Source organism: Paracidovorax avenae ATCC 19860 (assembly GCF_000176855.2).
In the GTDB taxonomy this organism is placed as follows: domain Bacteria; phylum Pseudomonadota; class Gammaproteobacteria; order Burkholderiales; family Burkholderiaceae_C; genus Paracidovorax; species Paracidovorax avenae.
Map to the genome: position 1 here is coordinate 3621995 of NC_015138.1, position 23238 is coordinate 3645232.

General features: G+C 70.2%; 23 protein-coding genes. 12 read left to right on the forward strand and 11 right to left on the reverse strand.

Annotation, left to right across the window (positions count from 1 at the left end; genetic code table 11):
* Positions 1-27 precede the first annotated feature (27 nt).
* The 4 genes from ACAV_RS15760 (at position 28) to ACAV_RS15775 (ending at position 4010) form a co-directional block, all read left to right on the forward strand.
* On the forward strand, positions 28-1227 hold the full coding sequence (locus tag ACAV_RS15760) for an acyl-CoA dehydrogenase (RefSeq protein WP_013595571.1): 1200 nt from the start codon (positions 28-30) through the stop codon (positions 1225-1227).
* 7 nt (positions 1228-1234) lie between these two features.
* A complete protein-coding gene (locus ACAV_RS15765) occupies positions 1235-2542 on the forward strand; it encodes a CaiB/BaiF CoA transferase family protein (RefSeq protein WP_013595572.1) in 1308 nt (435 codons plus the stop codon).
* A gap of 199 nt (positions 2543-2741) precedes the next feature.
* Positions 2742-3281: a hypothetical protein gene (locus ACAV_RS15770; RefSeq protein ID WP_013595573.1), complete on the forward strand. Its 540-nt coding sequence runs from the start codon at positions 2742-2744 to the stop codon at positions 3279-3281.
* Between the two features lie 27 nt (positions 3282-3308).
* Complete coding sequence (locus ACAV_RS15775; RefSeq protein WP_013595574.1) at positions 3309-4010, forward strand: DUF4124 domain-containing protein; 702 nt, start codon at positions 3309-3311, stop codon at positions 4008-4010.
* Positions 4011-4025: 15 nt separating this feature from the next.
* Here ACAV_RS15775 and ACAV_RS15780 read toward each other — a convergent pair whose 3' ends face one another.
* Positions 4026-4973 (reverse strand): NAD-dependent epimerase/dehydratase family protein, encoded by a 948-nt coding sequence (locus ACAV_RS15780; RefSeq protein WP_013595575.1) that lies wholly within the window; start codon positions 4971-4973, stop codon positions 4026-4028.
* Positions 4974-5017: 44 nt separating this feature from the next.
* Between ACAV_RS15780 and ACAV_RS15785 the strand changes: the two genes are divergently transcribed.
* Positions 5018-6088, forward strand: coding sequence for a CDP-6-deoxy-delta-3,4-glucoseen reductase (locus ACAV_RS15785; RefSeq protein ID WP_013595576.1), 1071 nt, complete (start codon positions 5018-5020; stop codon positions 6086-6088).
* A 45-nt stretch (positions 6089-6133) separates the two neighbouring features.
* Here the strand turns inward: ACAV_RS15785 and ACAV_RS15790 are convergent, their stop codons facing one another.
* Positions 6134-6481, reverse strand: coding sequence for a four-helix bundle copper-binding protein (locus ACAV_RS15790; protein ID WP_013595577.1), 348 nt, complete (start codon positions 6479-6481; stop codon positions 6134-6136).
* Positions 6482-6622: 141 nt separating this feature from the next.
* Between ACAV_RS15790 and ACAV_RS15795 the strand changes: the two genes are divergently transcribed.
* Positions 6623-7606, forward strand: coding sequence for a Bug family tripartite tricarboxylate transporter substrate binding protein (locus ACAV_RS15795; RefSeq protein WP_013595578.1), 984 nt, complete (start codon positions 6623-6625; stop codon positions 7604-7606).
* Here ACAV_RS15795 and folK read toward each other — a convergent pair.
* From folK to hda, 4 genes are read right to left on the reverse strand one after another with little or no spacing between them, the layout of a single operon-like run.
* The gene (folK, locus tag ACAV_RS15800; protein WP_013595579.1) at positions 7603-8115 is read right to left on the reverse strand and encodes a 2-amino-4-hydroxy-6-hydroxymethyldihydropteridine diphosphokinase; all 513 of its coding nucleotides are present in this window, start codon (positions 8113-8115) and stop codon (positions 7603-7605) included. The genes ACAV_RS15795 and folK overlap by 4 nt on opposite strands.
* Complete coding sequence (pcnB, locus tag ACAV_RS15805) at positions 8115-9707, reverse strand: polynucleotide adenylyltransferase PcnB (protein ID WP_013595580.1); 1593 nt, start codon at positions 9705-9707, stop codon at positions 8115-8117. The genes folK and pcnB overlap by 1 nt, the downstream gene beginning before the upstream one ends.
* Positions 9704-10408, reverse strand: a complete 705-nt coding sequence (locus ACAV_RS15810) for a histidinol-phosphatase (RefSeq protein ID WP_013595581.1) — start codon at positions 10406-10408, stop codon at positions 9704-9706. The genes pcnB and ACAV_RS15810 overlap by 4 nt, the downstream gene beginning before the upstream one ends.
* 49 nt (positions 10409-10457) lie before the next feature.
* Positions 10458-11168, reverse strand: coding sequence for a DnaA regulatory inactivator Hda (gene hda, locus ACAV_RS15815; RefSeq protein ID WP_013595582.1), 711 nt, complete (start codon positions 11166-11168; stop codon positions 10458-10460).
* Positions 11169-11550: 382 nt separating this feature from the next.
* Here hda and purM point away from each other — a divergent pair, with 382 nt between their 5' ends.
* The 5 genes from purM (at position 11551) to ACAV_RS15840 (ending at position 16059) form a co-directional block, all read left to right on the forward strand.
* Positions 11551-12609 (forward strand): phosphoribosylformylglycinamidine cyclo-ligase, encoded by a 1059-nt coding sequence (gene purM, locus ACAV_RS15820; RefSeq protein WP_013595583.1) that lies wholly within the window; start codon positions 11551-11553, stop codon positions 12607-12609.
* Positions 12610-12645: 36 nt separating this feature from the next.
* Entirely contained in the window at positions 12646-13704 is a 1059-nt protein-coding gene (locus ACAV_RS15825; protein ID WP_013595584.1) for an AI-2E family transporter, read from the forward strand.
* A 122-nt stretch (positions 13705-13826) separates the two neighbouring features.
* Positions 13827-14426, forward strand: a complete 600-nt coding sequence (locus ACAV_RS15830) for a cysteine hydrolase family protein (RefSeq protein WP_013595585.1) — start codon at positions 13827-13829, stop codon at positions 14424-14426.
* Positions 14423-15073, forward strand: coding sequence for a DJ-1/PfpI family protein (locus ACAV_RS15835; RefSeq protein WP_013595586.1), 651 nt, complete (start codon positions 14423-14425; stop codon positions 15071-15073). Before ACAV_RS15830 ends, ACAV_RS15835 begins: the two co-directional genes overlap by 4 nt.
* Positions 15070-16059, forward strand: a complete 990-nt coding sequence (locus ACAV_RS15840; protein ID WP_013595587.1) for a GlxA family transcriptional regulator — start codon at positions 15070-15072, stop codon at positions 16057-16059. The genes ACAV_RS15835 and ACAV_RS15840 overlap by 4 nt, the downstream gene beginning before the upstream one ends.
* 24 nt (positions 16060-16083) lie before the next feature.
* Here ACAV_RS15840 and ACAV_RS15845 read toward each other — a convergent pair whose 3' ends face one another.
* From ACAV_RS15845 to ACAV_RS15855, 3 genes are all read right to left on the reverse strand, one after another.
* Positions 16084-17361: a DNA polymerase Y family protein gene (locus tag ACAV_RS15845; protein WP_013595588.1), complete on the reverse strand. Its 1278-nt coding sequence runs from the start codon at positions 17359-17361 to the stop codon at positions 16084-16086.
* A 65-nt stretch (positions 17362-17426) separates the two neighbouring features.
* Entirely contained in the window at positions 17427-17951 is a 525-nt protein-coding gene (locus ACAV_RS15850; protein WP_013595589.1) for a group I truncated hemoglobin, read from the reverse strand.
* 22 nt (positions 17952-17973) lie between these two features.
* The gene (locus tag ACAV_RS15855; protein WP_013595590.1) at positions 17974-18930 is read right to left on the reverse strand and encodes a DUF3034 family protein; all 957 of its coding nucleotides are present in this window, start codon (positions 18928-18930) and stop codon (positions 17974-17976) included.
* 254 nt (positions 18931-19184) lie between these two features.
* On the opposite strand from ACAV_RS15855, the gene ACAV_RS15860 reads away from it, so the two are divergent.
* A complete protein-coding gene (locus tag ACAV_RS15860) occupies positions 19185-19733 on the forward strand; it encodes a DUF3455 domain-containing protein (protein ID WP_013595591.1) in 549 nt (182 codons plus the stop codon).
* A gap of 72 nt (positions 19734-19805) precedes the next feature.
* Here ACAV_RS15860 and ACAV_RS15865 read toward each other — a convergent pair whose 3' ends face one another.
* A complete protein-coding gene (locus tag ACAV_RS15865; RefSeq protein WP_041828797.1) occupies positions 19806-21734 on the reverse strand; it encodes a methyl-accepting chemotaxis protein in 1929 nt (642 codons plus the stop codon).
* Between the two features lie 258 nt (positions 21735-21992).
* A complete protein-coding gene (locus ACAV_RS15870) occupies positions 21993-23153 on the reverse strand; it encodes an alpha-hydroxy acid oxidase (RefSeq protein WP_013595593.1) in 1161 nt (386 codons plus the stop codon).
* Positions 23154-23238: the final 85 nt, after the last annotated feature.

Below are 23238 nucleotides of genomic sequence, written 5' to 3' on the forward strand. Positions count from 1 at the left end.
TTCGCCCCGATTTTCAGGAGACACACCATGGCCCGTCCTGCCGCCTTCCACTGGGAAGACCCCTTCCTGCTCGACCAGCAGCTCAGCGACGACGAGCGCATGGTGCGCGATGCCGCTGCGGCCTACTGCCGCGACCGGCTGGCGACGCGCGTGCTCGAGCAGTTCCGCCACGAGAAGACCGACACGGCCATCTTCCGCGAGATGGGCGAGCTGGGCCTGCTGGGCCCCACCATCCCGGAGCAGTACGGCGGTCCCGGGCTGAACTACGTGGCCTACGGCCTGATCGCCCGGGAGATCGAGCGGGTCGATTCCGGCTACCGGTCGATGGCGAGCGTGCAGAGTTCGCTGGTGATGGTGCCGATTTTCGAGTTCGGCACCGAGGCGCAGAAGCAGAAGTACCTGCCCAAGCTCGCGAGCGGCGAATGGATCGGCTGCTTCGGCCTGACCGAGCCCGACCACGGCTCCGATCCCGGCAGCATGGCCACGCGCGCCTACAAGACCGCGGGCGGCTACAAGCTCAAGGGCAGCAAGATGTGGATCACCAACAGCCCGATCGCCGATGTGTTCGTCGTCTGGGCCAAGGAGGTGAGCGAATCCGGCGCCGTGGGCCCGATCCGCGGTTTCGTGCTGGAAAAGGGCATGCAGGGCCTCACGGCACCGGCCATCCACGGCAAGGTGGGCCTGCGTGCATCCATCACCGGCGAGATCGTGATGGACGACGTGTTCGTGCCCGAAGAGAACGCGTTCCCCGAGGTGCAGGGCCTGAAGGGCCCGTTCACCTGCCTGAACAGCGCGCGCTACGGCATCGCCTGGGGCGCGCTGGGCGCGGCCGAGTTCTGCTGGCACACGGCACGCCAGTACACGCTGGACCGCAAGCAGTTCGGCCGGCCGCTCGCCGCCAACCAGCTCATCCAGAAGAAGCTGGCCGACATGCAGACCGAGATCGCCATCGGCCTGCAGGCCTGCCTGCGCCTGGGCCGCATGAAGGACGAGGGCACGGCCGCCGTCGAGGCCACCTCCATCATCAAGCGCAACAGCTGCGGCAAGGCGCTGGACATCGCCCGCATGGCGCGCGACATGATGGGCGGCAACGGCATCAGCGACGAGTTCGGCGTGGCGCGGCACCTGGTGAACCTGGAGGTGGTCAACACCTACGAGGGCACGCACGACGTGCATGCGCTCATCCTGGGCCGGGCCCAGACGGGCATCGCCGCGTTCGCGAACTGACGGCGCCATGGACGCGGCTCTCCCGCCCTCTCCCTCGCCCTCCCATCCGGCCTCTGCCGCGCCCGGCGCGCTCGCCGGCATCCGGGTGCTCGACCTCTCGCGCGTGCTGGCCGGGCCGTGGTGCACCCAGGTGCTGGCCGACCTGGGCGCCGACGTGGTCAAGGTCGAGCGCCCCGGCCTGGGCGACGACACGCGCCAGTGGGGCCCGCCGTTCCTGAAGGATGCCGAGGGCCGCGAGACGGACCAGGCGGCCTACTTCACGGCCTGCAACCGCAACAAGCGCTCCATCACCATCGACATGGCCCATCCGGAAGGCCAGGCGCTGCTCCGGGACATGGCACTGCGGGCGGACGTGGTGGTGGAGAACTTCAAGGTCGGCGGGCTGAAGCAATATGGCCTGGACCACGAGAGCCTGCGGGCCCTGAACCCGCGGCTCATCTACTGCTCGGTGACGGGCTTCGGGCAGGATGGGCCCTATGCCCCACGCGCCGGCTACGACCTCATGGTGCAGGCCATGACCGGGCTCATGGACATCACCGGCCGGGCGGACGGCGAACCGGGCGGCGGACCGCTGCGGGTCGGCGTGGCGGTGATCGACCTGTTCACGGGCCTGTATGCCAGCAATGCCATCCTGGCAGCGCTGCATGCCCGCGACAACGCCGCCACGGGCACCGGCCAGGGCCAGCACATCGACATGGCACTGCTGGACGTGGGCATGGCCGTGCTGGCCAACCAAGCCGCGGGTTTCCTGTCCACCGGAGAATCGCCCCGACGCCAGGGCAACAGCCACCCGAGCCTGGTGCCCTACCAGGACTTTCCCACGGCCGACGGCGCCATGCTGCTGGCCATCGGCAATGACGGCCAGTTCGCGCGCTTCTGCATGGCCGCCGGGCAGGCCGCGTGGGCATCGGACCCACGGTTCAGCACCAATACGCTGCGCGTGCGGCACCGAGCGGAACTGGTGCCGCTCGTGGAGGCCGTGACCCGCACGCGCACCACCGCGCAGTGGGTCGCGCTGCTGGAGGACAAGGCCGTGCCCTGCGGGCCGATCAACAGCATTGCGCAGGCCTTCGACGACCCCCAGGTGCGCGCACGGGGCCTGGCAGTGGAACTGCCTCGCCGGCCCGACGGCAGTGCGGGCGCCGACGGCATCGCCACCGTGCGCGGCGTGGCCAGCCCGATGCGGCTGTCGGCCACGCCGCCGGTGCTGCGCAATGCGCCGCCCGCCCTGGGGCAGCACACCGAGGAGATCCTGGCGGACCTGGGACTGGACGCGGCCGCCGTGGCACGGCTGCGCGACGCGGGCGTGGTGTAACCTGGGCGGGTGGCGTCGGCCTGGGCACCCGGCGGATCGGGGCCCGCGCCGACAGACAGCGCGGCGGCAGGTCAACCAAAATGCAGGCTGACGCGTCATTTTGCTGTCATCCCTCGCCCGGCTGTCTGCCGGCCAGGCGCCCTTTCACCGCGGACCGGTCTGCCTCCGGGCTCCGGAGCCGCATCTCCAGCGAGAGCCCATGCGCCCACCCGCCCTCCTCCTCAAATCCCTGGTCGCCACCGCCGTGTGCGCCATGGCCGCGGGCTGTGCCGTGCCGGGCGACCCGTATTACGACTACGGCTACGCTTCCGGGCCGGCCTACGGCAATGCCTACCCCACCGGCCCGTCCTACCCTTACGGCGGCTCGGTCACGGTGTACGAACAACCTACCTACGTAGCGCCCCGTCCCGGCTATCCCGTGGTCGTTCCGGCTCCCGGCTATGCCGTGCGGCCCAATCCCTGGGACGATGGCTGGCGCGAGCGCCGTGACCGCGACGACCGGGACCGCGCATGGCGCGAGCGCCGCGACCGCGAAGCCTGGGAGGCGCGCGAGCGTGAACGGCAGCGTGAACGCGACCGGGACCGGGACCGCGCCCGGCCGCCCGGCCCTTCGCTGAGCGGCACGCTGCAGCAGGAATCCCGCCGCAAGGCCGACGAGCAGCGCTGGCGGGACGAAATGCGGTCACAGGGCCGCCTGCCTCCGCAGGAGGGCCCCGGTCGCCTCTTCCAGAGGCCCTGAGCCGGCCGGCATGAAAGGGCTCCGTTCATGACCGGTTTGACCTCCCCCGAACGCACATCGCAGGGCTTGCAGGCAAGGCTTCTGCGCAGCGCCGCCAGCGTGGCGATGCTGTGCCTGGCGGGCACGTTCGCCCACGCACAGGTGGTGCGATGCACGGACCCCACGACCGGCCAGGTCACCTATACGGACGGACGCTGCGACCGGGGAGCCTCCGTTCGGGAGGTCGAACCCCGCAGGACGCCGGAGGAGATCGCGCAGGAACGCGAGCAGGCGCGCGAGGCGCTGGAGGCGAAGCGCCAGCGCCAGCAGGCGGAAGCGCTGGCCGAGCAGCAGCAGGCCCGGCGGGAGGCGCAGGAATCACGCGCCCGGGGCCGTGAAATCTCCACCGATCCGGCGCGTTCGCCCGAGTGTGCGCGGTCCCGCCGCCAGCTCGACCGTGTGGCCGCCGAGGCCGGCCAGGGCAGCTACGACGCACAGGCCCGGCTTTCGACGGCGCAACGGCAGATGGAGCTCGACTGCCTGGGCTCCGCGGGCTACGCGCAGGCCGAGAGGTCGCGGGGCAGCGGCGGTGCCACCTACGGGACACAGGACGTCTATGTGCCGCCAGTGGTCGTAGTGCCGCGTCATCCCGTGGTGGTGCAGCCGGCCGTGCCGGTACCGAAGCCTCCGGGCACGCAGTGCAACGTGTTCCGGTGCTATGACGGCAACGGGAACATCTACCCCCGCTGAAACCCGCCAGACCTTTCAGGCGCTGCGGAGTCCTTCGGCCACGGTCGGATAGCGCAGCCGCACGCGCAATTCCTTCGCAAGCCGGGTGGCATCGAGCCGGCGCGATTCGCCCATGAAGCTCAGCAGCATCGGCGACAGCTCTTCGCGGGCCTGTGCCCGCGTGATCCTGCGCGGACGTGGCAGCCCGTACAGGTCGGCGGCGAGGTCGAAGTAGTCGCCCATCTTCAGGCCGCTCGCATCGCTCACGTGGTAGATGCGCTGGGGCCGCCCCCGCCAGAGGGCAGCGACGCAGGCGCGGGCGAGGTCATCGGCATGGATGTGGTTGGTATGCACGTCGTCCTCGCGCACCAGCGCCGGCGTGCCGCGGCGCAGCCGGGCCTCCGGCGTGCCACCCTCGCGGTCGGGCGCATAGATGCCGGGAATGCGCAACACGCTCGCGCGCACGCCTGCCCGGCCCAGGTGGCGCACGGAACGTTCGGCATCCACGCGCCTGCGGGCGCGCGGAGTGGCCGGCGCGACCGGCCGGGTTTCCGGCACGAGGGCACCGGCGCAGTCGCCATAGACCCCGCTGGTCGAGCCGTACACCAGCGCGCGCGGCATGCTGCGCAGCCGCAGGGCGCGCACCAGGGCCGCCGTGCGCGGATCGGCCCACCATGCGGCGCCGGCGTCGCGCTCCCCGGGTGGCGGGGCCAGGTGCAGGACGCGCGTGGCCAGGCCCGCGAGGCGCCGCAGCGTGCGCGCGTCGTCCAGGTTGCCCGGCAGCGGCACGATGCCGGCCGCGCGCAGGGCCGCGACCCGCCCGGGACTCGAGGTGAGCGCCAGCACGCGCGGGCGCGGCGATCCCTGCACGGCCCGCAGGGCGCCCACCGCGCGCAGGCCCACGTCGCCGCAGCCGACGACCAGCACACGTTCACGGCGGAAACGCGCTGGCAGCGCGCCGAGGGGGTTCAGGTTTGAGGGCAAAATCCAGATCCGGCAACGAAGAGACACGCAAGGATAACGACCCCATGAACACCGCAGCGACGGCCGCAGCCTCCCACCAGATCACCGTGCAGCCCAGCGGCCGCGCCTTCACCGCCCAGGCCGGCGAAACCCTGCTGGGCGCCGCCATCCGCAGCGGCGTGGGGCTGCCCTACGGCTGCAAGGACGGCGCCTGCGGCTCCTGCAAGTGCCGCAAGCTCAGCGGCTCTGTCGTGCACGGCGAGCACCAGTCCAAGGCCCTGACGCCCGAGGAGGCCGACGCGGGCTTCGTGCTCACCTGCTGCGCCCAACCGCTCACCGACGTGGTGCTGGAGTCGCGCCAGGTGACCGACGAAAGCGCCTATCCCATCAAGAAGATGCCGGTGCGCGTTTCCACCCTCACGCGCGCCTCGCACGACGTGATGGTGGTCCGCCTGCAGCTCCCTGCGGCCGACACGTTCCGCTACCACGCGGGACAGTACGTGGAGTTCATCCTCAAGGACGGCGCGCGCCGCGCCTATTCGATGGCCAATGCGCCGCACACGCAGGAGGGCAGCCCGGGCATCGAGCTGCACATCCGCCACATGCCGGGCGGCCGATTCACCGACCATGTCTTCGGGGCCATGAAGGAAAAGGAAATCCTTCGCGTGGAAGGCCCCTTCGGCAGCTTCTTCCTGCGCGAGGACAGCGCCAAGCCCATCATCCTGCTCGCCTCGGGCACCGGCTTCGCGCCCGTGAAGGCCCTCATCGAGCACCTGCGCTTCAAGGGGATCGACCGGCCGGCCACGCTCTACTGGGGCGGCCGCCGCCCGGCGGACCTGTACATGGACGGCTGGGTGCGCGAACGCCTGGCGGACATGCCCCTGTTGCGCTACGTGCCGGTGGTGTCGAACGCGCTGCCGGAGGACGGGTGGACGGGCCGCACCGGCTTCGTGCACCAGGCGGTGATGGACGACCACGCCGACCTGTCGGGCCACCAGGTGTATGCCTGCGGAGCGCCGGTCGTGGTGGAGTCGGCGCGCAAGGCCTACAGCGCGGAACGCGGCCTACCGCCGGAGGAGTTCTACGCGGACGCCTTCACGTCGGAGGCGGACAAGCACGGCCATACCGTCGCCTAACGGGGCCGGCAGCTCCGTGCCCCGCGGGCCAGCGGCGCCGGGCCGTCAGGCCATCGCCCGGCACAGTTCCGCGCAGCGGCGGCACATGGCCGCGCAGGCCTGGCAGTGCGCCATGTCGTGCCGGCTGCACTCGTTGGCGCAGGCGTCGCACAGGCGGGCGCAGAGCGCGCATATCTCGTAGGCATGGGCGCTCTCGCGCGCCATCGCCGCCGCGGCCGTGCGGCAGATGTCCGCGCAGTCCATGTCGAGCGCTATGCAGCGCACCATGTGCCGCGGATCCGGCTCGCGCAGGCAGGCGGCGGCGCAGTAGTTGCACGCGTCCGCGCAGTCGTTGCAGGCGCTGATGCAGTCTGCATAGCGGGAAGGGGGAAGCGTGTCCTGGGAAGTCTGCATGGGGGGTCCTTGAAGAAGCGGGTCGGGCTTTGCAACGGCGCCGCGGAAGACATGGTTTTGTTTATAGAAATCACTGCTCCGTGATGCTGTAGGACATCACAGCGAAGCCTGGCCGATGCGTTGCCATGTTTTTTTTGCACAATGTCGGACATGACGCATCGCAGACATTTCCTTCTTTGGGCGGCCGCGGCCGCAACGGCCTGTGTTTCGCCCCTGGCACTGGCCCAGGACGGCACCATCCGGCTCATCGTTCCCTACGCCCCCGGAGGTCCCCTGGATGTCACCTCGCGCGTGCTGGCCGAGCGCGTGCGCGATGCGCTGGGAACGGTCATCATCGACAACAAGGCCGGCGCAGGCGGCAACATCGGCGCGGACGCCGTGGCCAAGGCGGCCCCGGACGGCCTGACGATCGGCCTGGCGGCCACCGCCACCCATGCCGTGAACCCGTGGCTCTACAGCCGCATGCCCTACGACGCCTCGAAGGATTTCGCGGGCATCACGCAGATGGTGCGCGTGCCCAACGTGCTGGTGATGAACGCGGCCAAGGCCGAGCAGCTCAAGATCCACACCGTGGCCGACCTCATCGCCTACGCGAAGGCCAATCCGGCCAAGCTGAACTACGGCAGCGGCGGCAACGGCAGCGCGGGCCACCTGGCCGGCGAGATGTTCAAGCAGCGCGCGGGCATCTACGCACTGCACATCCCCTACCGCGGCGCCAGCCCCGCCCAGCTCGCGCTGCTGGCCGGCGAGGTGGATTTCAACATCGACAACCTTGCGGCCGCCGCACCCAACATCCGTGCCGGCAAGGTGAAGGCGCTGGCCGTGACCTCGCTGCAGGCGTCGCCGATGCTGCCCGGCGTGCCCGCGCTCTCGGACACGTTCAAGGGTTTCTCCATCGACACCTGGTGGGGCCTCGTCGCTCCGGCCGGCACGCCCAAGCCCGTGATCGCCAAGCTCAACAAGGCCTTCGTGGCGGCATTGAACTCACCCGAGACCCGGACGCGCTTCACCGCCCTCATGGCCGAGCCGGTGTCCTCCACGCCCGAGCAGTTCGACGCCTTCATGGCATCCGAGCGCGCCAAGTACCAGCAGGTGGTCAAGGCGTCCGGCGCGAAGGTGGACTAAAAACCGCTCCAGCCGGGGCCGGCAGTGGCCTCCACGCGCTGGCCTGCCACGCGCTCGAGTGCAGCGGCCGGCACCCGCTGCGGCGCCACCTCTGCCAGGGGCCGCAGCACGAAGGCCCGCTCGTCCGCACGCGGATGCGGCACCAGCAGGCGCGGTGACGCGATGCGCGCGCCGCCATAGAAGAGCAGGTCGAGATCCAGCGTACGCGGCGCGTTGCGGTAGGGGCGCTCGCGCCCCGCATCGGCCTCGATGGCCAGCAACGCATCCAGCAACGCCGGGGCTGCCAGGCCGGTGGACACCAGCACCACGGCATTCAGGTAATCCGGGCCCGTAGCGTCCACCGGAGCGCTGGCATACAGGGACGATACCGCCTGCAACTGCGTGGACGGCAGCCCGGCCAGCGCGGTCACGGCGCCGGCCAGCGTAGCCCGGGCATCGCCGAGGTTGGCACCCAGGCCGATGCCGGCGAGGACCGGCTCCCGGGGCACGCCCATGGCTGCCCCGGGCATCAGGCGTCGGGGGCGCCCTGCGGCGCGCCGTCGCCTCCGCCCGCAGGCTTGCGGCGGCGACGGCGGCGCTTCTTCACGGCACCGGAATCGCCGGCATTGCCTTCGGCGCCATCGGCGTCGGCGGGTGCCTGCGGTGCATCGCCGTCGGCGGCCGCGCCCTCCTGCGGGGCCGGCCTGGGCACGCGGCGCACCACGGGCTGGTTCTTGCGCTGGCGCTGCTTCTGCTCCTCGCGCACCTGGTCGATCATGTCCTCCCGGCGGGCTTCATCGGCGAGCTGGAACTCCTGCCACCAGTCGGCCAGTGCCTCGTCCACCTCGCCCACGTCGGCGCGCAGCCGCAGGAAGTCGAAGCCTGCGCGGAAGCGCAGGTGCGTGACCATGCTGAACGGCGTGGTGCCCACGCGCTTCTCGAAGCGCGGCTGCATGACCCATATCTCGCGCATGTCGGCAGCCAGCTTGCCGCGGCCGGACACATCGCCGATGCGCTGGTCGAACACGTCGTCGATCGCGCCCTGCAGCGCCGGGAACGGATGCTCGCGCTGCGCGAGGCGGCGGTCCCACTGCGTCTTCACGTCCTGCCAGAGCACGCAGGCGAGCAGGAAGCTCGGCGCCACGGGCTTGCCCTCGCCCACACGGCGATCGGTGTCGGCCAGCGCGGCGCTCACGAAGGAGGTGCCGGCGCGCTCCACCACCACGTCCAGCAGCGGATAGATGCCGGTAGAAAGGCCCAGCTTCTTGAGCTGCTCGATCGTGGCGATCGCGTGGCCCGTCTGCAGCAGCTTGAGCATCTCGTCGAACATGCGGCTCTGCGGCACGTCGGCCAGCAGGGTCTGCGACTGCACGAGCGGCGCGGCGGTCTTGGGCTCGATGGTGAAGCCGACGCCGGCGAGCTTGGCCGCGAAGCGCACGGCGCGGATGATGCGCACCGGGTCTTCGCGGTAGCGCGTGGCCGGGTCGCCGATCATGCGGATCACCTTCTTGCGCGCGTCCTGGATGCCCTTGTGGTAATCCACCACCACCTGCGTGGCCGGGTCGTAGTACATCGCGTTGATGGTGAAGTCGCGGCGCGTGGCATCCTCGTCCTGCGGGCCCCAGACGTTGTCGCGCAGCACGCGGCCGCTGGCGTCCACGGCATGCTGCATGCCGGCCAGCGCGGCCTTGGAAGTCTTCTCGTTGCCGCTGACCTGCTCGGCTGCGGCATTGTCGAGGTAGGCGCGGAAGGTGGAGACCTCGATCACCTCGTGCTCGCGGCCGCGGCCGTGCACCACGTGCACGATACGGAAGCGCTTGCCGATGATGAAGGCCCGGCGGAACAGGCCCTTGACCTGTTCCGGCGTGGCGTTGGTGGCCACGTCGAAGTCCTTGGGCTTGAGGCCCAGCAGCAGGTCGCGCACGGCGCCGCCGACGATGTAGGCCTCGTAGCCGGCCTGCTGCAGCGTGCGCACCACCTCGGTGGCGCGGCGGTCCACGAGTTCCGGGTCGATGCCGTGCACGGAGGCAGGCACGTCCTCGCGCTTGCCGAAGCGGTGTTTCCCACGGCCCGTGCCCGGTGCGGCCTTGCCGAGCAGCTTGTCGATGAACTTCTTGATCATGGTGTTGGCGTAGAAAACAGGTCCAGGATGCGCCAGCCGCGCTGCTGCGCCAGTGCGCGCAGGCGGGGGTCGGGGTTGGTGGCGACGGGATGGTCGACTTTTTCGAGCAGGGGCACGTCGTTCATGGAGTCGCTGTAGAAAGTGCTTTCCACATCGCTCCAGGTCCAGCCGCGGGCGGACAGCCATTGTTCCATGCGCTGCACCTTGCCTTCGCGCATGGAGGGCACGCCGCGGATGCCGCCGGTGATCCAGCCGCTTTCATCGCGCTCGAGCTCCACGGCCAGCAGCTGTTCCACGCCCAGGGCCCGCGCGATCGGCGCGGTGACGAACTCGTTGGTGGCCGTGATGATGACGACCTCGTCGCCTGCGCCCTGGTGGGTCCGCAGCAGGTCGAGCGCCTGCGGCAGGATGGCCGGGCCGATGACCTCGCTCATGAACTGCGCATGCGCCGCCGCGGCAGCCTCGGGCCCGCGCTGGCGCGCCGCATCCACCGCGAAGCGCACGTAGTCGTGCACATTCAGCGTGCCGGCCACGTAGTGGTCGTAGAACTCCTTGTTGCGGCGCCCGAATTCGGTGCGGTCGTTCCAGCCGATGCGGATGGTGAACTCGCCCCACTCGTAGTCGGAGTCGAGCGGCAGCAGGGTGTGGTCCAGGTCGAAGAGCGCGAGCCGTGGGCGGGAGGCCGGAAGGTCGGGGGTCATGCGGATGTGCGTGCGGTTCGGGAGGAGCGGGTCGGCAGCGGCAACCCCGCTACTCGGACTCCAGCATGGTCTTGAGCAGGGGGATCGTGATGGCCCGCTGCGTGCGCAGCGCGAAGCTGTCGAGCTGGTCGAGCAGTTGCATGAGACTGCCCAGGTCGCGCGAGAAGCGGCCCAGCATGTAGTTCATGACGTCGTCGCCCAGGGCGATGCCGCGGGCATCAGCCTCCTGCCGCAGCACCGCGCGGCGCTCGGTCTCGTCCAGCAGGTGCAGTTGGAATATGTGGCCCCAGCCCAGGCGCGTGCGCAGGTCGTCGCGCAGCGGCAGGTCCGCAGGCGGCAGTTCGCCGGCGGCCAGCACCCAGCGCGGCGCGCCGACGGCGGGGCTGATGGCGTTGATGAACCAGTTGAACGCCGCGGCCTGCTGGGCGGTGGAATACAGGTGCACTTCGTCGAGCAGCACGGCGGACCAGCGCTCGTCGAAGGCCGTGGGCAGCATTACCGACGCGTCGAGCCAGCCCACCGTGCAGCCCTGCTCGCGCAGCGCCTCGCGCACGGCTTCGAGCAGGTGCGTCTTGCCGCTGCCCGACTCGCCCCAGAGGTAGGTCGGAACCGGCGAACGCACCGGCGCAGTGCCCGATGCGGCGTCCCCCTCCCCCACCGCGATGCGCAGGTGCTGCAATGCCTGGGCATTGGCACCGGGAAAGAACCGCGCCAGCGTGGGTCCGGTGGACAGGCCGATGTCGAGCGCGAGCTGCTTCATGGGAGCCCTTGCAGGCCGCCCGGCGCGGCCACCGGCGCGCGGCAAGCCGGCAGCACGGGTGCGTGCTCGGCAGTGGCGCGGAACGGGGAAAGCGGCAGAGGCATGGATGGAAGACGGACGAGGATCAGGGGGCAGCAGGGTGCATGGCCACCGGCCGTGCGCACGCCGCAGGCCGTCCCGGCGACGCGCACCGGGGAAGCGGCGAGGCCCGGGCAAGCCCAGGCAACCCGCGATTTTAGTCTGCCGCAGAGGCCGGCGCCGCCACGCGCCGCCCATCCGCGGCGTGCACGGCCGAGGGGGCATTGGGCCGCGATGCCGGCGCGGCCTTAGAATCCGCGCGATCCGGCCCGCCCCGCGGCCCCCGCACCACACCATCGAGCCCATGAGTTCCTCCGCTTCCTCCACCCCCATTTCGTACAAAGACGCCGGCGTCGACATCGACGCGGGCGACGCGCTGGTCGAGCGCATCAAGCCGCTGGCGAAGAAGACGATGCGCGAAGGCGTGCTGGCCGGGATCGGCGGCTTCGGCGCCCTGTTCGAGGTGCCCAAGCGCTACAAGGAGCCGGTGCTGGTGTCCGGCACCGACGGCGTGGGCACCAAGCTCAAGCTGGCGTTCGAGTGGAACATGCACGACACGGTCGGCATCGACCTCGTGGCCATGAGCGTGAACGACGTGCTGGTGCAGGGCGCCGAGCCGCTCTTTTTCCTGGATTACTTCGCCTGCGGCAAGCTCCATGTCGATACCGCCGCCGCGGTGGTGGGCGGCATCGCCCGCGGCTGCGAGCTGTCGGGCTGCGCGCTGATCGGCGGCGAGACCGCCGAGATGCCCGGCATGTACCCGGACGGCGAATACGACCTCGCGGGCTTCGCGGTGGGCGCGGTCGAGAAGTCGAAGATCCTCACCGGACGCGAAGTGGCCGCCGGCGACGTGGTGCTGGGCCTGGCCTCTGCCGGCGTGCACTCCAACGGCTTCAGCCTGGTGCGCAAGTGCATCGAGCGCGCAGGCGATTCCGCCCCCGCCACGCTGGACGGAAAGCCCTTCAGGCAAGCCATTATGGAACCCACGCGCCTGTACGTGAAGAACGTGCTGGCCGCTCTGGCACAGCATCCCGCCGACGCGGGCGGCATCAAGGCCCTGGCCCACATCACGGGCGGCGGCCTGCTGGAGAACATCCCGCGCGTGCTGCCCGAGGGCCTGGCCGCCCACCTCCAGGCCGGCAGCTGGCCGCAGACCGAACTCTTCGCCTGGCTGCAGAAGACGGCCGGCATCGACGACATCGAGATGAACCGCACCTTCAACAACGGCATCGGCATGGTGGTGGTGGTGTCCGCCGCGCAGGCCGAGGCGGTCGCCGCCACGCTGCGCGCGCAGGGCGAATCCGTGCACACCATCGGCGTGATCGCCGAACGCGGCACGGGCGCCCCGGTCGTGGTGGCCTGATCGGCCAGCACGTTCCACCACGCTCCCGCGCCACCCATGGAGCCGCTTCCGACGGCCGAACTGCCTCCCGCTGCGCCGACGCGCGGCGTGCGCACGGCCAGCTACCTGCTGATGGGCGGCGCCCTGCTGCTCGTGATGTGGCAGGGCCTGCTGCCCGGCCTGATCTGCGCCTGCCTCGGCTTCCTGCTCACCCGCTGGCTCGCGCCGCGGCTGGCCGGCACGCTGCCGCGCGGCTGGCAGGCCGGTGGCCGTGCCATGCACACAGGCCAGGTGGTGGCTGCCACGCTGGTCGGCATCGCGCCGCTGGTGCTGCTGGCGCTGGCGGCCACGCATTCGCGCACCTACGTGGTGGAAGCACCGCAACAGTACCGCGAACTGCTCGACTTCCTGGCCCGGACGGTGCTGGAGCTGCGGCTCAAGCTGCCGCCGGACATCGGCGCACACCTGCCCGAGGGCGCGGCGGAGATCCAGCGCACCATCGCCGGCTACCTGGGCGCCAAGGCCGGAGCGCTGGCGATGGCCGGCCGTGCATGGCTCGGCGGGCTGCTGCACGCCTATGTGGGCCTGCTCATCGGCACGCTGGCCGCAGTGCGGGCGACCGGCGGGCAGCGCGGGCCGCTGGCCGTGGCGCTGGCCGACCGCATCACCTACCTGGGCGAGGCGTTCCGCCAGATCGTGGCGGCGCAGTTCTGGATCGCCACGTTCAACACCCTGCTCACCGCGCTGTTCCTGCTGGCCATCCTGCCGCTGTGGGGCCTGCGCCTGCCCTACACCCCCGCCCTCATCACGCTGACCTTCCTCGCGGGCCTCGTGCCCATCGTGGGCAACCTGCTGTGCAACGCGGTCATCACCATCGTGGGCCTGTCGGTTTCGCCGACCGCGGCCATCGCCTGCCTGGCCTTCCTGGTGCTGATCCACAAGGCCGAATACGTCATCAATGCCAAGGTGGTGGGCCAGCGCACGCACATGGGCGTCTGGGAGCTGCTGTCGGTGATGTTCGTGGCCGAGGCGGTGTTCGGCCCCGCGGGCCTGGTGGCGGCCCCGCTCTTCTACGCCTACCTCAAGAAAGAGCTGGAAGCCGTGCGGCTGGTGTGACGTCCGCATCCACGGCGCTTGTCCGGAATTGATCGATGCAGGTCCGCGCTCGGCCGGACTTTTCCGTACGCTCACGGCACCATCAAGGCAATCCAACCACCACCCGCCTACGGGAGATTGCCATGAAAACCTGTCTGTTAGTGATCGACGTGCAGGAGTCGTTCCGCCACCGCCCTTTTTTCTCGGAAGCAGGCCTGCACGCCTACCTGGCGGCACAGAACGCGCTCATCGAGGGTTGCGAAGCGCGCGGCATTCCCATCGTGCGCATACTGCACAGCGACGGCCCCGAAGAGGCATCGAACCCCTTCGCGCTCGCATCCGGGCATGTGCGCCCCCTGGCCGGGCTGGCCGCATTCACGCCCGCGGCGGAGTTCACCAAGCACCGCCACAGCGCGCTGGTGGGCACCGGCCTGGATGTCTGGCTCACGCGCCAGGGCATCGGCCGGCTGATCGTGAGCGGCATCCGCACCGAGCAGTGCTGCGAGACCACCGCGCGCCACGCCAGCGACCTGGGCTGGGAAGTGGACTATGTGGGCGAGGCCACGCTGACCTGGGACATGCGCCATCCCGACGGCCGGATGCTGGCGGCAGCGGACATCCTGGCCCGCACGGAGACGGTGCTTGCAGGCCGCTTCGCCACCCTGTGCACGGCCGCCGAGGCGCTGTCCCGCGCCACCGCTGCCGCGGCAACTGCAACGGCGCACGCCCTGGAGGCCGCATGAGCACCGCAGCCTTCCGCGTGGCCATCCTGGCGTTCGACGACGTGGAGGCGCTGGACCTGGCCGGCCCTTACGAAGTCTTCACCACCGCCGCACGCATGCATGCGCGCCAGCAGCCCGGCACGCCGCCGCTGTTCGACGTGCGCTGCGTGGCCCGGCCGGCCACAGGCGAGGCCGTGGTGCGGGCGCGCGCAGGGCTGCGCATCGTGCCGGACGGCGATTTCAACGACACCGCGCCGGCCGATGTGCTGATCGTGCCGGGCGGCGTCGTGGACGGCGCGATGCGCTGCCCCGACACCCTCGCCTGGATCGCGCGCGCCGCCTCGGCCGCCCGGGTGACGGCCTCGGTCTGCACCGGTGCCTTCCTGCTCGCGGCCTCGGGCGTGGTGCGCGACGGCGCGGTCACCACGCACTGGGAGGATGTGGACGACCTGCGCACGCAGTTCCCGCAGCTCGACGTGCGCACGGACGTGCGCTGGGTTCAGCATGGCGGCGCCGGCCGGCTTTTCACCTCGGCGGGCATCAGCGCCGGCATCGACCTATCGCTGCACCTCGTGGAACGCCTTGCCGGGCGCGCGCTGGCTGAACGCACGGCCCGCCAGATGGACACGCCCTGGCATCCCGAACCGCAGGAGAGACCAAACACATGAACAGTGACAGGCCCGACCCGATCCACGTCGTCTTCGCCCTGCTGCCCCACAGCCTGGTGCTGGACTGGGCCGGCCCGGCAGAAGCGCTGCGCATCACCAACCAGTGCCTGCGCGCGCAGGGCTTGCCCGAGCGCTTCGTGCTGCACTTCGCGAGCCCCACGCCGCAATCGGTGACTTCGGTCGGCGCCGTGCTCAGCGGGCTGGAGCCCCTGCCCACGGCATGGCCTGCCGCCGCCTGGGTGGTGCTGATCGGCCTGCCGGGTGCGGCGATCGACGTGGCGACCGAAGAGGCCCGCGCGCTGCTGCACTGGCTGCGCGGCCTGCGGCCGGAACGCAGACGGCTCGAGCTGCTGACCATCTGCGCGGGCTCGGTGCTCGCGGCCCATGCCGGGCTGCTCGCGGGCCGGCGCGCCACCACGCACCACCAGCACCTCGCGGAACTGCAGCAGGTGGAGCCGCACTGCGACGTCGTGGCCAACCGGGTCTTCGTGCCAGATGCCCCGCTCTACAGCAGCGCAGGGGTCACCACCGGCATCGATCTCGTGCTGCACCGCATCGCGGACGAATGCGGCCCGGCCATTGCCGCGCAGGTGGCGCAGACCATGGTGGTGGCGCTGCGGCGCGGTCCCCACGATCCGGAGTTCTCGCCGTTCCTCGCGCACCGCGACCACCTGCACCCGGCGCTCCACCGCGTGCAGGACGCGGTGTCGCAGCACCCGGCGGGCGACTGGAGCGTTCCTGCGATGGCCGAGGTCGCGCATGCCTCGCCCCGACATCTCACCCGCCTGTTCATCGACCATGCGGGCATCGCCCCGCTGGCCTGGCTGCGCACCATCCGGCTCGCCACGGCCGAGGCGGCGCTCAACACGGGCCATACGGTCACGCAGGCGGCGGCCATGGCGGGCTTCAGCTCCGACACCCAGCTGCGCCGGGCATGGCACCGGTTCGGGCGCGGCGGCACGCCGTCCGGGGCGGCGCGCGCCTGACGCGCAGGTATCGCGGCGCCGCCGTCAGTCGTCGAACAGGCGCCGCGTCTCGGGCACGCGGGTCGCGGCCTCCGCCTCGCGCGCCTCATCTTCCGTCAGCAGATTGCCCACGCGCACCCCCAGCAGCCGCAGGCGCCTGTCCAGCGGCACGCGCTTGAGACATTCGCCCGCCGCGCGCCGGATGGCGGCGGGGTCCCGCGTATGGGCGGCGATGGTCTGGTCGCGCGTGGCGATCTTGAAATCGTCGTAGCGCAGCTTGATGCCGATGGTCTTTCCCACGTAGCCCTTGCGGCGCAGGTCTTCGGCCACGCGCTCGCACAGGTCGGTGAAGATGCGGCCGAGTTCCGCGCGGTCGCGCACGGCGTGCAGGTCGCGGTCGAACGTGGTCTCCCGGCTCATGGAGACAGGCTCGCTTTCGGTCACGACGGCCCGGTCGTCGCGGCCCCAGGCGGCCTCGTGCAGCCAGGCGCCGTACGCCTTGCCGAAAGTGCGCACCAGCCAGTCGCGCGGACGCGCCGCGAGGTCGCCGATGGTGTGGATGCCGTACGACTGCAGCTTCGCGTCCGCCTTCGGCCCGATGCCGTTGATCTTGCGGCAGGCCAGCGGCCAGATGGCCTCCTGCAGGTCGCCCTCGTGCACGATCGAGATGCCGTTGGGTTTGTTGAATTCGCTCGCCATCTTGGCGATGAGCTTGTTGGGCGCGACGCCGATCGAGCAGGTCAGGCCCGTGGCGTCGAAGATGCTCTTCTGGATGAGCCGCGCGAGAACCCGCCCGCCCTCGCGCTGGCCGCCGGGGACCGCGGTGAAGTCGATGTACACCTCGTCCACCCCGCGGTCTTCCATGACGGGGGCGATGGAGAGGATCACGTCCTTGAACATCCGCGAGAAGCGCCGGTAGGACGCGAAATCCACCGGCAGCAGGATGGCCTGCGGGCACAGCCGCGCCGCCTTCATCAGGCCCATGGCCGAGCCCACGCCGAACTGCCGGGCCGGGTAGGTGGCGGTGGTGATCACGCCCCGGCCCACGTAGTCGCGCAGCAGCGGGAAGGCCTCCACGGGGATTTCGGATTCGCGGCCTGCATAGGCCCGGGCGAGTGCCTCGTCTTCGTTGCGGCGGCCGCCGCCGATGACGGCCGGCAGGCCCTTGAGCTGCGGATAGCGCAGCAATTCGACCGAGGCGTAGAAGGCATCCATGTCCAGGTGCGCGATGCGGCGCGGCAGGGGCGCTGCCGCCGCGCCGGCGGAAGGGGCCGCGGCCTGCGGCTGCGCGGACGTGTCAGGGGAGGCGCTCACGGAACGCATTGTGCCGCGCCTGCCCGGTGCCTGCTGTGCACGGCGGGGTACCCGGCCGCGGTCCGGGCATCCGTTCAGCGGACGGTGATGATGTCGCGGTGCATGGGCGCCAGCAGCGCCAGCAGACGGCTCTGCTGCGCGAAGGGAATGCCCTCGGCATCCATGGCGTCCTGCAGCAGTTCCACCAGCACGTTGAAATCGCTCCGGCGGATGCGCAGGTCGGCATGGGCGTCCTTCATGCTGACGCCTTCGTATTCGCAGGGGCCGCCGGTCACCACGCACAACTGTGCGGCGATGCTGTCCTTGAGCGCGCGCGGGCGAACCCCCTTGAAGATCGGGCCGATCTGCGGATGCACGATGGCGGCATCGATGAGCCGGTCCACCACGCGGGCGATGCGCTCGCGCCCGCCCAGCGCTTCGTATAGGCCGGGGGGCGCCGGCAGCACCGAGGTATCGACCGGCTGGCGCGGGACCGGCGGCGGAATCAGGGGGGCCTGGGTGGGCGGCATATCCTGCGCATGGGCCGGAGCCATCGTGCCCGGCAGGCTGCAAGCGAGGAAGGCCGCGCCGGCGGCCAGGGCGTACCGGAGAAGGGTCATGGGGTGGCTCCTGCCGCGCATCTCAGTAGGCCGCCTGCAGCGACAGGTAGGCGCCGCGCTGGCGCCGGTAGGCGGTCACGCCGGGCACGACGCGGCCCAGATCGACATAGGCCAGCGTGATGGAGAGATGCTTGCTGGGCGCCCAGACCACGAAGATGTCGCGCCAGTCGTCCTCGCGCAGCGCGTCGCCCAGCCCGGCGGCGCGGCCCAGCGCCCGCAGGTTGTCGGGCTTGAAGCGCCATTCCGCGCCCACCGCCAGGTCGCGGCGCAGCAGGTACGCCACGGAGAACTCCGGCTGCAGCGAGCGCCCCGACCTGGCCGGTCCGCGGCCACCGAAGCCCAGCAGGCCGTTCTGGTTGGCGTTGGTGGAGCGCAGCGTGGCGTGCACCAGCAGGTTGCGGTCGAGCAGCAGCTTGGTGGCGCTCACATAGACATCCGTGCCCTCGGTGTCCGCACCCAGGAACTGGATCACGCCGCCGGCCGATGCCGGGTGCAGCCGCTTGTGCTCCACCCCCACGGAAATCTGCGGCATGGGCGAATCGGTGTCGAGGATGGCGTCGCCAGCCAGCCGCACCTTGGCACCGATGATGTCCATCTTGAGGTGCAGGTCGGGCTCCACGCCGAACGGCGCCACCGCATTGAGTGCGGAGGCGGGCGCCGCGCCGAAATCCTGGCGCGCCACGGACAACTCCACCCGGTCGTACAGGCCGAGCGCGAGCCCCGAGCTGGTCAGGCCGTAGTCCCGCGTACGCAGCCGCGTGGCGAAGGCGCTCACGCCGATCTCGCCTTCCGCCGCGTTGGTGCCGATCACGGCCCAGGGCGTGAGCCCGCCGCCTGCGGCCCCGGAGATGGAACTCACGCCGCCGGTGAGAGGCAGCTTGCCTGTGTCCGCACCGCCGGGGGCGGACAGTGCCATGCCGAGCATGGCCAGCACGGGCGCGCGGAATGTCCGCATCGCAAGCCTGCGACGAAACCTCATGGGACCCACCTCCTGGAGCCGCAGTATGCCAGCGCCCCCGCTGGCGCGGTACCCCGGATGCTCTCGCCCGCATCACTGCGCACTACGGGGAATCCCGAAGTAGCGAATCCATCCGCGCGGGCCGGACGTAAAGAAGGCAGCTTTCCAAAAACCAGAACTCCAGCCCGGGAAAGCCGTCCGGCACGCAGGCCCTTCCAGTGCGCACACCTTTGCAGCGCCCCTGCCCTTTTCCTTCATCACCAAGGAGTGTTCCCATGCGAATCCATCTTCCCCTCGCGATCGTCGCCACCCTGGGCCTGGCGGCCTGCAGCCACATGGGCAGCAGCCCCATGGCAGCGTTCTCCCAGGCCTCCCTGCCCGCGGCGGTGCAGGTGCCCGCCGGCCACAAGGTGGCCCTGGAAACCGTGGGCAAGGGAGAAATCACGTACGAATGCCGCGCCAAGAAAGACATGCCGGGCGACTTCGAATGGGTGTTCGTCGGCCCGGACGCCAAGCTCCAGGACCGCAAGGGCGCCATGGTGGGCCGCTACTGGGGCCCGCCCGCCACCTGGGAAAGCAATGACGGCTCCAAGGTAACCGCCACGCAGGTGGCCGTGGCGCCCGCCGGCACGGGCAACATCCCGCTGCAACTGGTCAAGGCGAATCCTGCCACGGGGATGGGGGCGATGCAGGGCGTGGCCTACATCCAGCGCGTGGCGACGCAGGGCGGCGTAGCGCCGGCCATGCCCTGCGCGGCGGGCAATGCCGGGCAGAAGCAGATCGTGAAGTACCAGGCCGACTACATCTTCTGGCGCGCCGCCTGAAGCGCACCGACCGGTCCGGATGAGAAAAGGCCCCGGGCCTCGCGGCGCCGGGGCCTTTTGCCGTCCGGAACATCAGGCGCCGGCGTTCAGCCGGAACATGGCCACGGTATCGACCAGTTGCTGGGCCTGCGACTTGAGGCTGCTGGCGGCCGCGGCACTTTCCTCCACCAGCGCCGCGTTCTGCTGGGTGGCGTTGTCCATCTGGCTGACAGCCTCGCCGACCTGCGCCACGCCTTCGCTCTGCTCCACGGTGGCGGAAGTGATCTCGCCCACGATGTCGCTCACCTTGCGGATCGAATCCACGATCTCGGTCATGGTGGTGCCGGCCTGATCCACCAGCGCGGTGCCGCTCTGTACCTGGGCGACGCTGGCCGTGATCAGCTCCTTGATCTCCTTGGCGGCGCTGGCGCTGCGCTGCGCGAGGCTGCGCACCTCGCCCGCGACCACCGCGAAGCCCCGGCCCTGCTCACCCGCACGCGCCGCCTCCACGGCCGCGTTCAGCGCCAGGATGTTGGTCTGGAACGCGATGCCGTCGATCACGCCGATGATGTCGCCGATGCGCGCCGAGCTCGTGTGGATGCCGCGCATCGTCTCCACCACCTGCTGCACCACGGTACCACCCTGCGCGGCCACGCCGGCCGCGCTGCGCGCGAGCTGGTCCGCCTGCCGCGCGTTGTCCGCGTTCTGCCGGACGGTGGAGCCCAGCTCTTCCATGGACGCGGCCGTCTCCTCCAGGGAGCTGGCCTGGCTTTCGGTGCGCTGGCTCAGGTCGGTGTTGCCCTGCGCGATCTGCACGCTGGCGCTGGCGACGTTTTCGGCATTGAGCCGCACCGTACCCACCACCGTGCCGAGCTTGCGGGTCATGGCGGCCAGTGCGTGCAGCAGCCGGGCCACCTCGTCGCGGCCCTGGGGCTCGACCTGCGCGGTCAGGTCGCCGTCCGCCACGGCCTCGGCGATCCGCACGGCCTCGCCGATGGAACGCGTGGTGGCGCGGGTGACCATGGCCATGATCCAGAGGGCCGCTGCTGCCAGCGCCGCCAGCACGAGCCCCAGCACCAGCATGCCTTGGCGCATCTGCGCGATCTGGTCGTCCAGCGATTGTTCCAGCACGTCGAACGACGCGGCCACCAGCTCGAACTGGGTGTCGATGATGCGGGTCATGCGCGCGACCCAGTCGGTGGACGGCATGCTCAGCACGTCGGCCTTCACGATGTTGTCGTCGGCCAGCTTGAACCCTTCCTGGGCCGCGGCCAGCGCAGCGTCCCGGGCCTTTTCCACGGCGGGGGGCAGGCTGCCGCCGGCCGCCAGTTCGAGCGCCTTGCGTGCATCGCCGTAGTACTTGCGCACGCGGTCGGACAGGGCCTCGATCCGTGCCCGCTCTTCCGGGGCCACTTCGCCGCGCGCCAGCACCAGCGCGCCGCGCGCCCGCATCTGGCCGAGCGACTCCGTCAGCTGCGGCAACTGCCCGAGTACGGCCTTCTGCAGGTAGTGGGTGCGGATGTCGGTGTCGCGGGCGAGTCCGGAGCTGTTGGCCACGTCGTCGATGAGGCCGAGCATCCGCTCGATGAGCGCCACGTGCAGCCGGTTGCTGTCCGCGCCACGCAAGGTCTTGCCCGCCACGCCGGAAGCCAGCGTGTTCCAGTCGCCCTGGATGCTGTCGAGCCGCTGGCCCAGGGTGTTGTCGCCCAGACCCGTGAGCGCCTGCTTCGCGCGGCCCAGGGAGGCCTCCACCTCGGCCTGCTTGGCCTGCCGCGGCGCAGCGGCCGATTCCGTTCCCCCGAGCATGGAGGCGGACAGCCCGCGGTGCTGCTGCGCCAGCTGCAGCAGCTTGAGGAGTTCGCGCGCCGGGGCGAGGCCCCTGCGCTCCTGCAGCGCTGTCTGGACATCGGCCAGGGTGGTGCGCATCAGCAAAACGGTGGGCAGCAGGAACATCGCGAAGGCGATGCAGCCGATCAGGACGAACTTGCGTGAGAACTTCAGGTTGCCGATCCAGTGGGTCATGTTTTTGAAACTTTTAGTAATCGAATGCACATCTGCCATAGCCGGCAAATATGGGAAAACAAAAAATCATTTCCCCAAAAAAGTGAATAACGCCCCGATAAGGGGCGCGTTTGCACCGATTTTAGGCCTTTCCTGCAAAAACATGCTGTAGGTCAACAACGCGACCGGAAACACGAAGGGTCAATAAAGATACATTTTGTTTCTTATAGATTGTTTTTTGGCTAATGGATTCCAGTTGGAGATACCGATCAGGTCGCCTCAGCCGGGCAGCGTGCCCGGCAGCAGGATGGAGCGATCCACTTGGTGGATGTCGGTATGGCCGCAGAAGGCCATCGTGATGTCCAGCTCTTTCTGGATGATCTGCAGGGCCCGGGTGACGCCAGCCTCCCCGAAGGCACCAAGACCGTACAGGAAGCTGCGCCCGATGAGCGTGCCCCGGGCTCCGAGTGCCCAGGCCTTGAGCACGTCCTGGCCGCCGCGGACGCCGCCGTCCATCCATACCTCTATGTCACGGCCCACCGCATCGACGATGGGTGGCAGCGCATGGATGGACGATGGCGCACCGTCGAGCTGCCGTCCGCCATGGTTGCTCACCACGATGGCGTCCGCGCCCGTCTCCACCGCGAGCCGCGCGTCGTCCGCATCCATGATGCCCTTGAGGATGAGCTTGCCGCCCCAGCGTTTCTTGATCCACTCGATGTCGCGCCAGTTGAGCCGGGGATCGAACTGCTCGGCCGTCCACGACGACAGCGACGAAAGATCGCCCACCCCCTTGGCGTGGCCCACGATGTTGCCGAAGCTGCGCCGCTTCGTACCCAGCATGCCGGCGCACCAGCGCGGCTTGGTCGCCAGGTCGAGCAGGTTGGCCAGCGTGGGCCGCGGCGGCGTGGACAGCCCGTTCTTGATGTCCTTGTGGCGTTGTCCGAGGATCTGCAGGTCCAGCGTGACCTGCAGCGCCGACACGCCGGCTGCCTTGGCGCGGTCGATGAGGCGTTCGACGAAATCACGGTCGCGCATCACATAGACCTGGAACCAGAAGCCCGGCCCGGCGTGTTCGGCCACATCCTCGATGGAGCAGATGCTCATCGTGGACAGCGTGAACGGCACGCCGAAGGCCCGCGCCGCGCGTGCGCCGAGGATTTCACCGTCCGCATGCTGCATGCCGGTCAGCCCCGTGGGCGCGATCGCCACCGGCATGGCCACTTCCTGGCCCACCATCGTCGTGCGGGTGGTGCGGTTCTCCATGTTCACGGCCACGCGCTGGCGCAGCCTGATCTTCTGGAAGTCCTCGGAATTGGCGCGGTAGGTGCTTTCCGTATAGGAGCCGGAATCGGCGTAGTCGTAGAACATGCGCGGTACGCGCCGGCGGGCGACGGTGCGCAGGTCTTCGATGCAGGTGATGCGGGACAGTGGGGACACGGTGGATGCTCCTGGTCGTTGTCGTTCTGCCGCATGGCGGCCTCCGGCCACCGGAATGCGGATGCAGGGAGCATCGTACCGGCGC

Bases quoted from the DNA above. Each gene is read 5' to 3' on its own strand.
- ACAV_RS15760 (WP_013595571.1), top strand. From the start codon at position 28: ATGGCCCGTCCTGCCGCCTTCCACTGGGAAGACCCCTTCCTGCTCGAC.
- ACAV_RS15765 (WP_013595572.1), top strand. From the start codon at position 1,235: ATGGACGCGGCTCTCCCGCCCTCTCCCTCGCCCTCCCATCCGGCCTCT.
- ACAV_RS15770 (WP_013595573.1), top strand. From the start codon at position 2,742: ATGCGCCCACCCGCCCTCCTCCTCAAATCCCTGGTCGCCACCGCCGTG.
- ACAV_RS15775 (WP_013595574.1), top strand. From the start codon at position 3,309: ATGACCGGTTTGACCTCCCCCGAACGCACATCGCAGGGCTTGCAGGCA.
- ACAV_RS15785 (WP_013595576.1), top strand. From the start codon at position 5,018: ATGAACACCGCAGCGACGGCCGCAGCCTCCCACCAGATCACCGTGCAG.
- ACAV_RS15790 (WP_013595577.1), bottom strand. From the start codon at position 6,481: ATGCAGACTTCCCAGGACACGCTTCCCCCTTCCCGCTATGCAGACTGC.
- ACAV_RS15795 (WP_013595578.1), top strand. From the start codon at position 6,623: ATGTCGGACATGACGCATCGCAGACATTTCCTTCTTTGGGCGGCCGCG.
- folK (WP_013595579.1), bottom strand. From the start codon at position 8,115: ATGCCCGGGGCAGCCATGGGCGTGCCCCGGGAGCCGGTCCTCGCCGGC.
- pcnB (WP_013595580.1), bottom strand. From the start codon at position 9,707: ATGATCAAGAAGTTCATCGACAAGCTGCTCGGCAAGGCCGCACCGGGC.
- ACAV_RS15810 (WP_013595581.1), bottom strand. From the start codon at position 10,408: ATGACCCCCGACCTTCCGGCCTCCCGCCCACGGCTCGCGCTCTTCGAC.
- hda (WP_013595582.1), bottom strand. From the start codon at position 11,168: ATGAAGCAGCTCGCGCTCGACATCGGCCTGTCCACCGGACCCACGCTG.
- purM (WP_013595583.1), top strand. From the start codon at position 11,551: ATGAGTTCCTCCGCTTCCTCCACCCCCATTTCGTACAAAGACGCCGGC.
- ACAV_RS15825 (WP_013595584.1), top strand. From the start codon at position 12,646: ATGGAGCCGCTTCCGACGGCCGAACTGCCTCCCGCTGCGCCGACGCGC.
- ACAV_RS15830 (WP_013595585.1), top strand. From the start codon at position 13,827: ATGAAAACCTGTCTGTTAGTGATCGACGTGCAGGAGTCGTTCCGCCAC.
- ACAV_RS15835 (WP_013595586.1), top strand. From the start codon at position 14,423: ATGAGCACCGCAGCCTTCCGCGTGGCCATCCTGGCGTTCGACGACGTG.
- ACAV_RS15840 (WP_013595587.1), top strand. From the start codon at position 15,070: ATGAACAGTGACAGGCCCGACCCGATCCACGTCGTCTTCGCCCTGCTG.
- ACAV_RS15845 (WP_013595588.1), bottom strand. From the start codon at position 17,361: ATGCGTTCCGTGAGCGCCTCCCCTGACACGTCCGCGCAGCCGCAGGCC.
- ACAV_RS15850 (WP_013595589.1), bottom strand. From the start codon at position 17,951: ATGACCCTTCTCCGGTACGCCCTGGCCGCCGGCGCGGCCTTCCTCGCT.
- ACAV_RS15855 (WP_013595590.1), bottom strand. From the start codon at position 18,930: ATGAGGTTTCGTCGCAGGCTTGCGATGCGGACATTCCGCGCGCCCGTG.
- ACAV_RS15860 (WP_013595591.1), top strand. From the start codon at position 19,185: ATGCGAATCCATCTTCCCCTCGCGATCGTCGCCACCCTGGGCCTGGCG.
- ACAV_RS15865 (WP_041828797.1), bottom strand. From the start codon at position 21,734: ATGACCCACTGGATCGGCAACCTGAAGTTCTCACGCAAGTTCGTCCTG.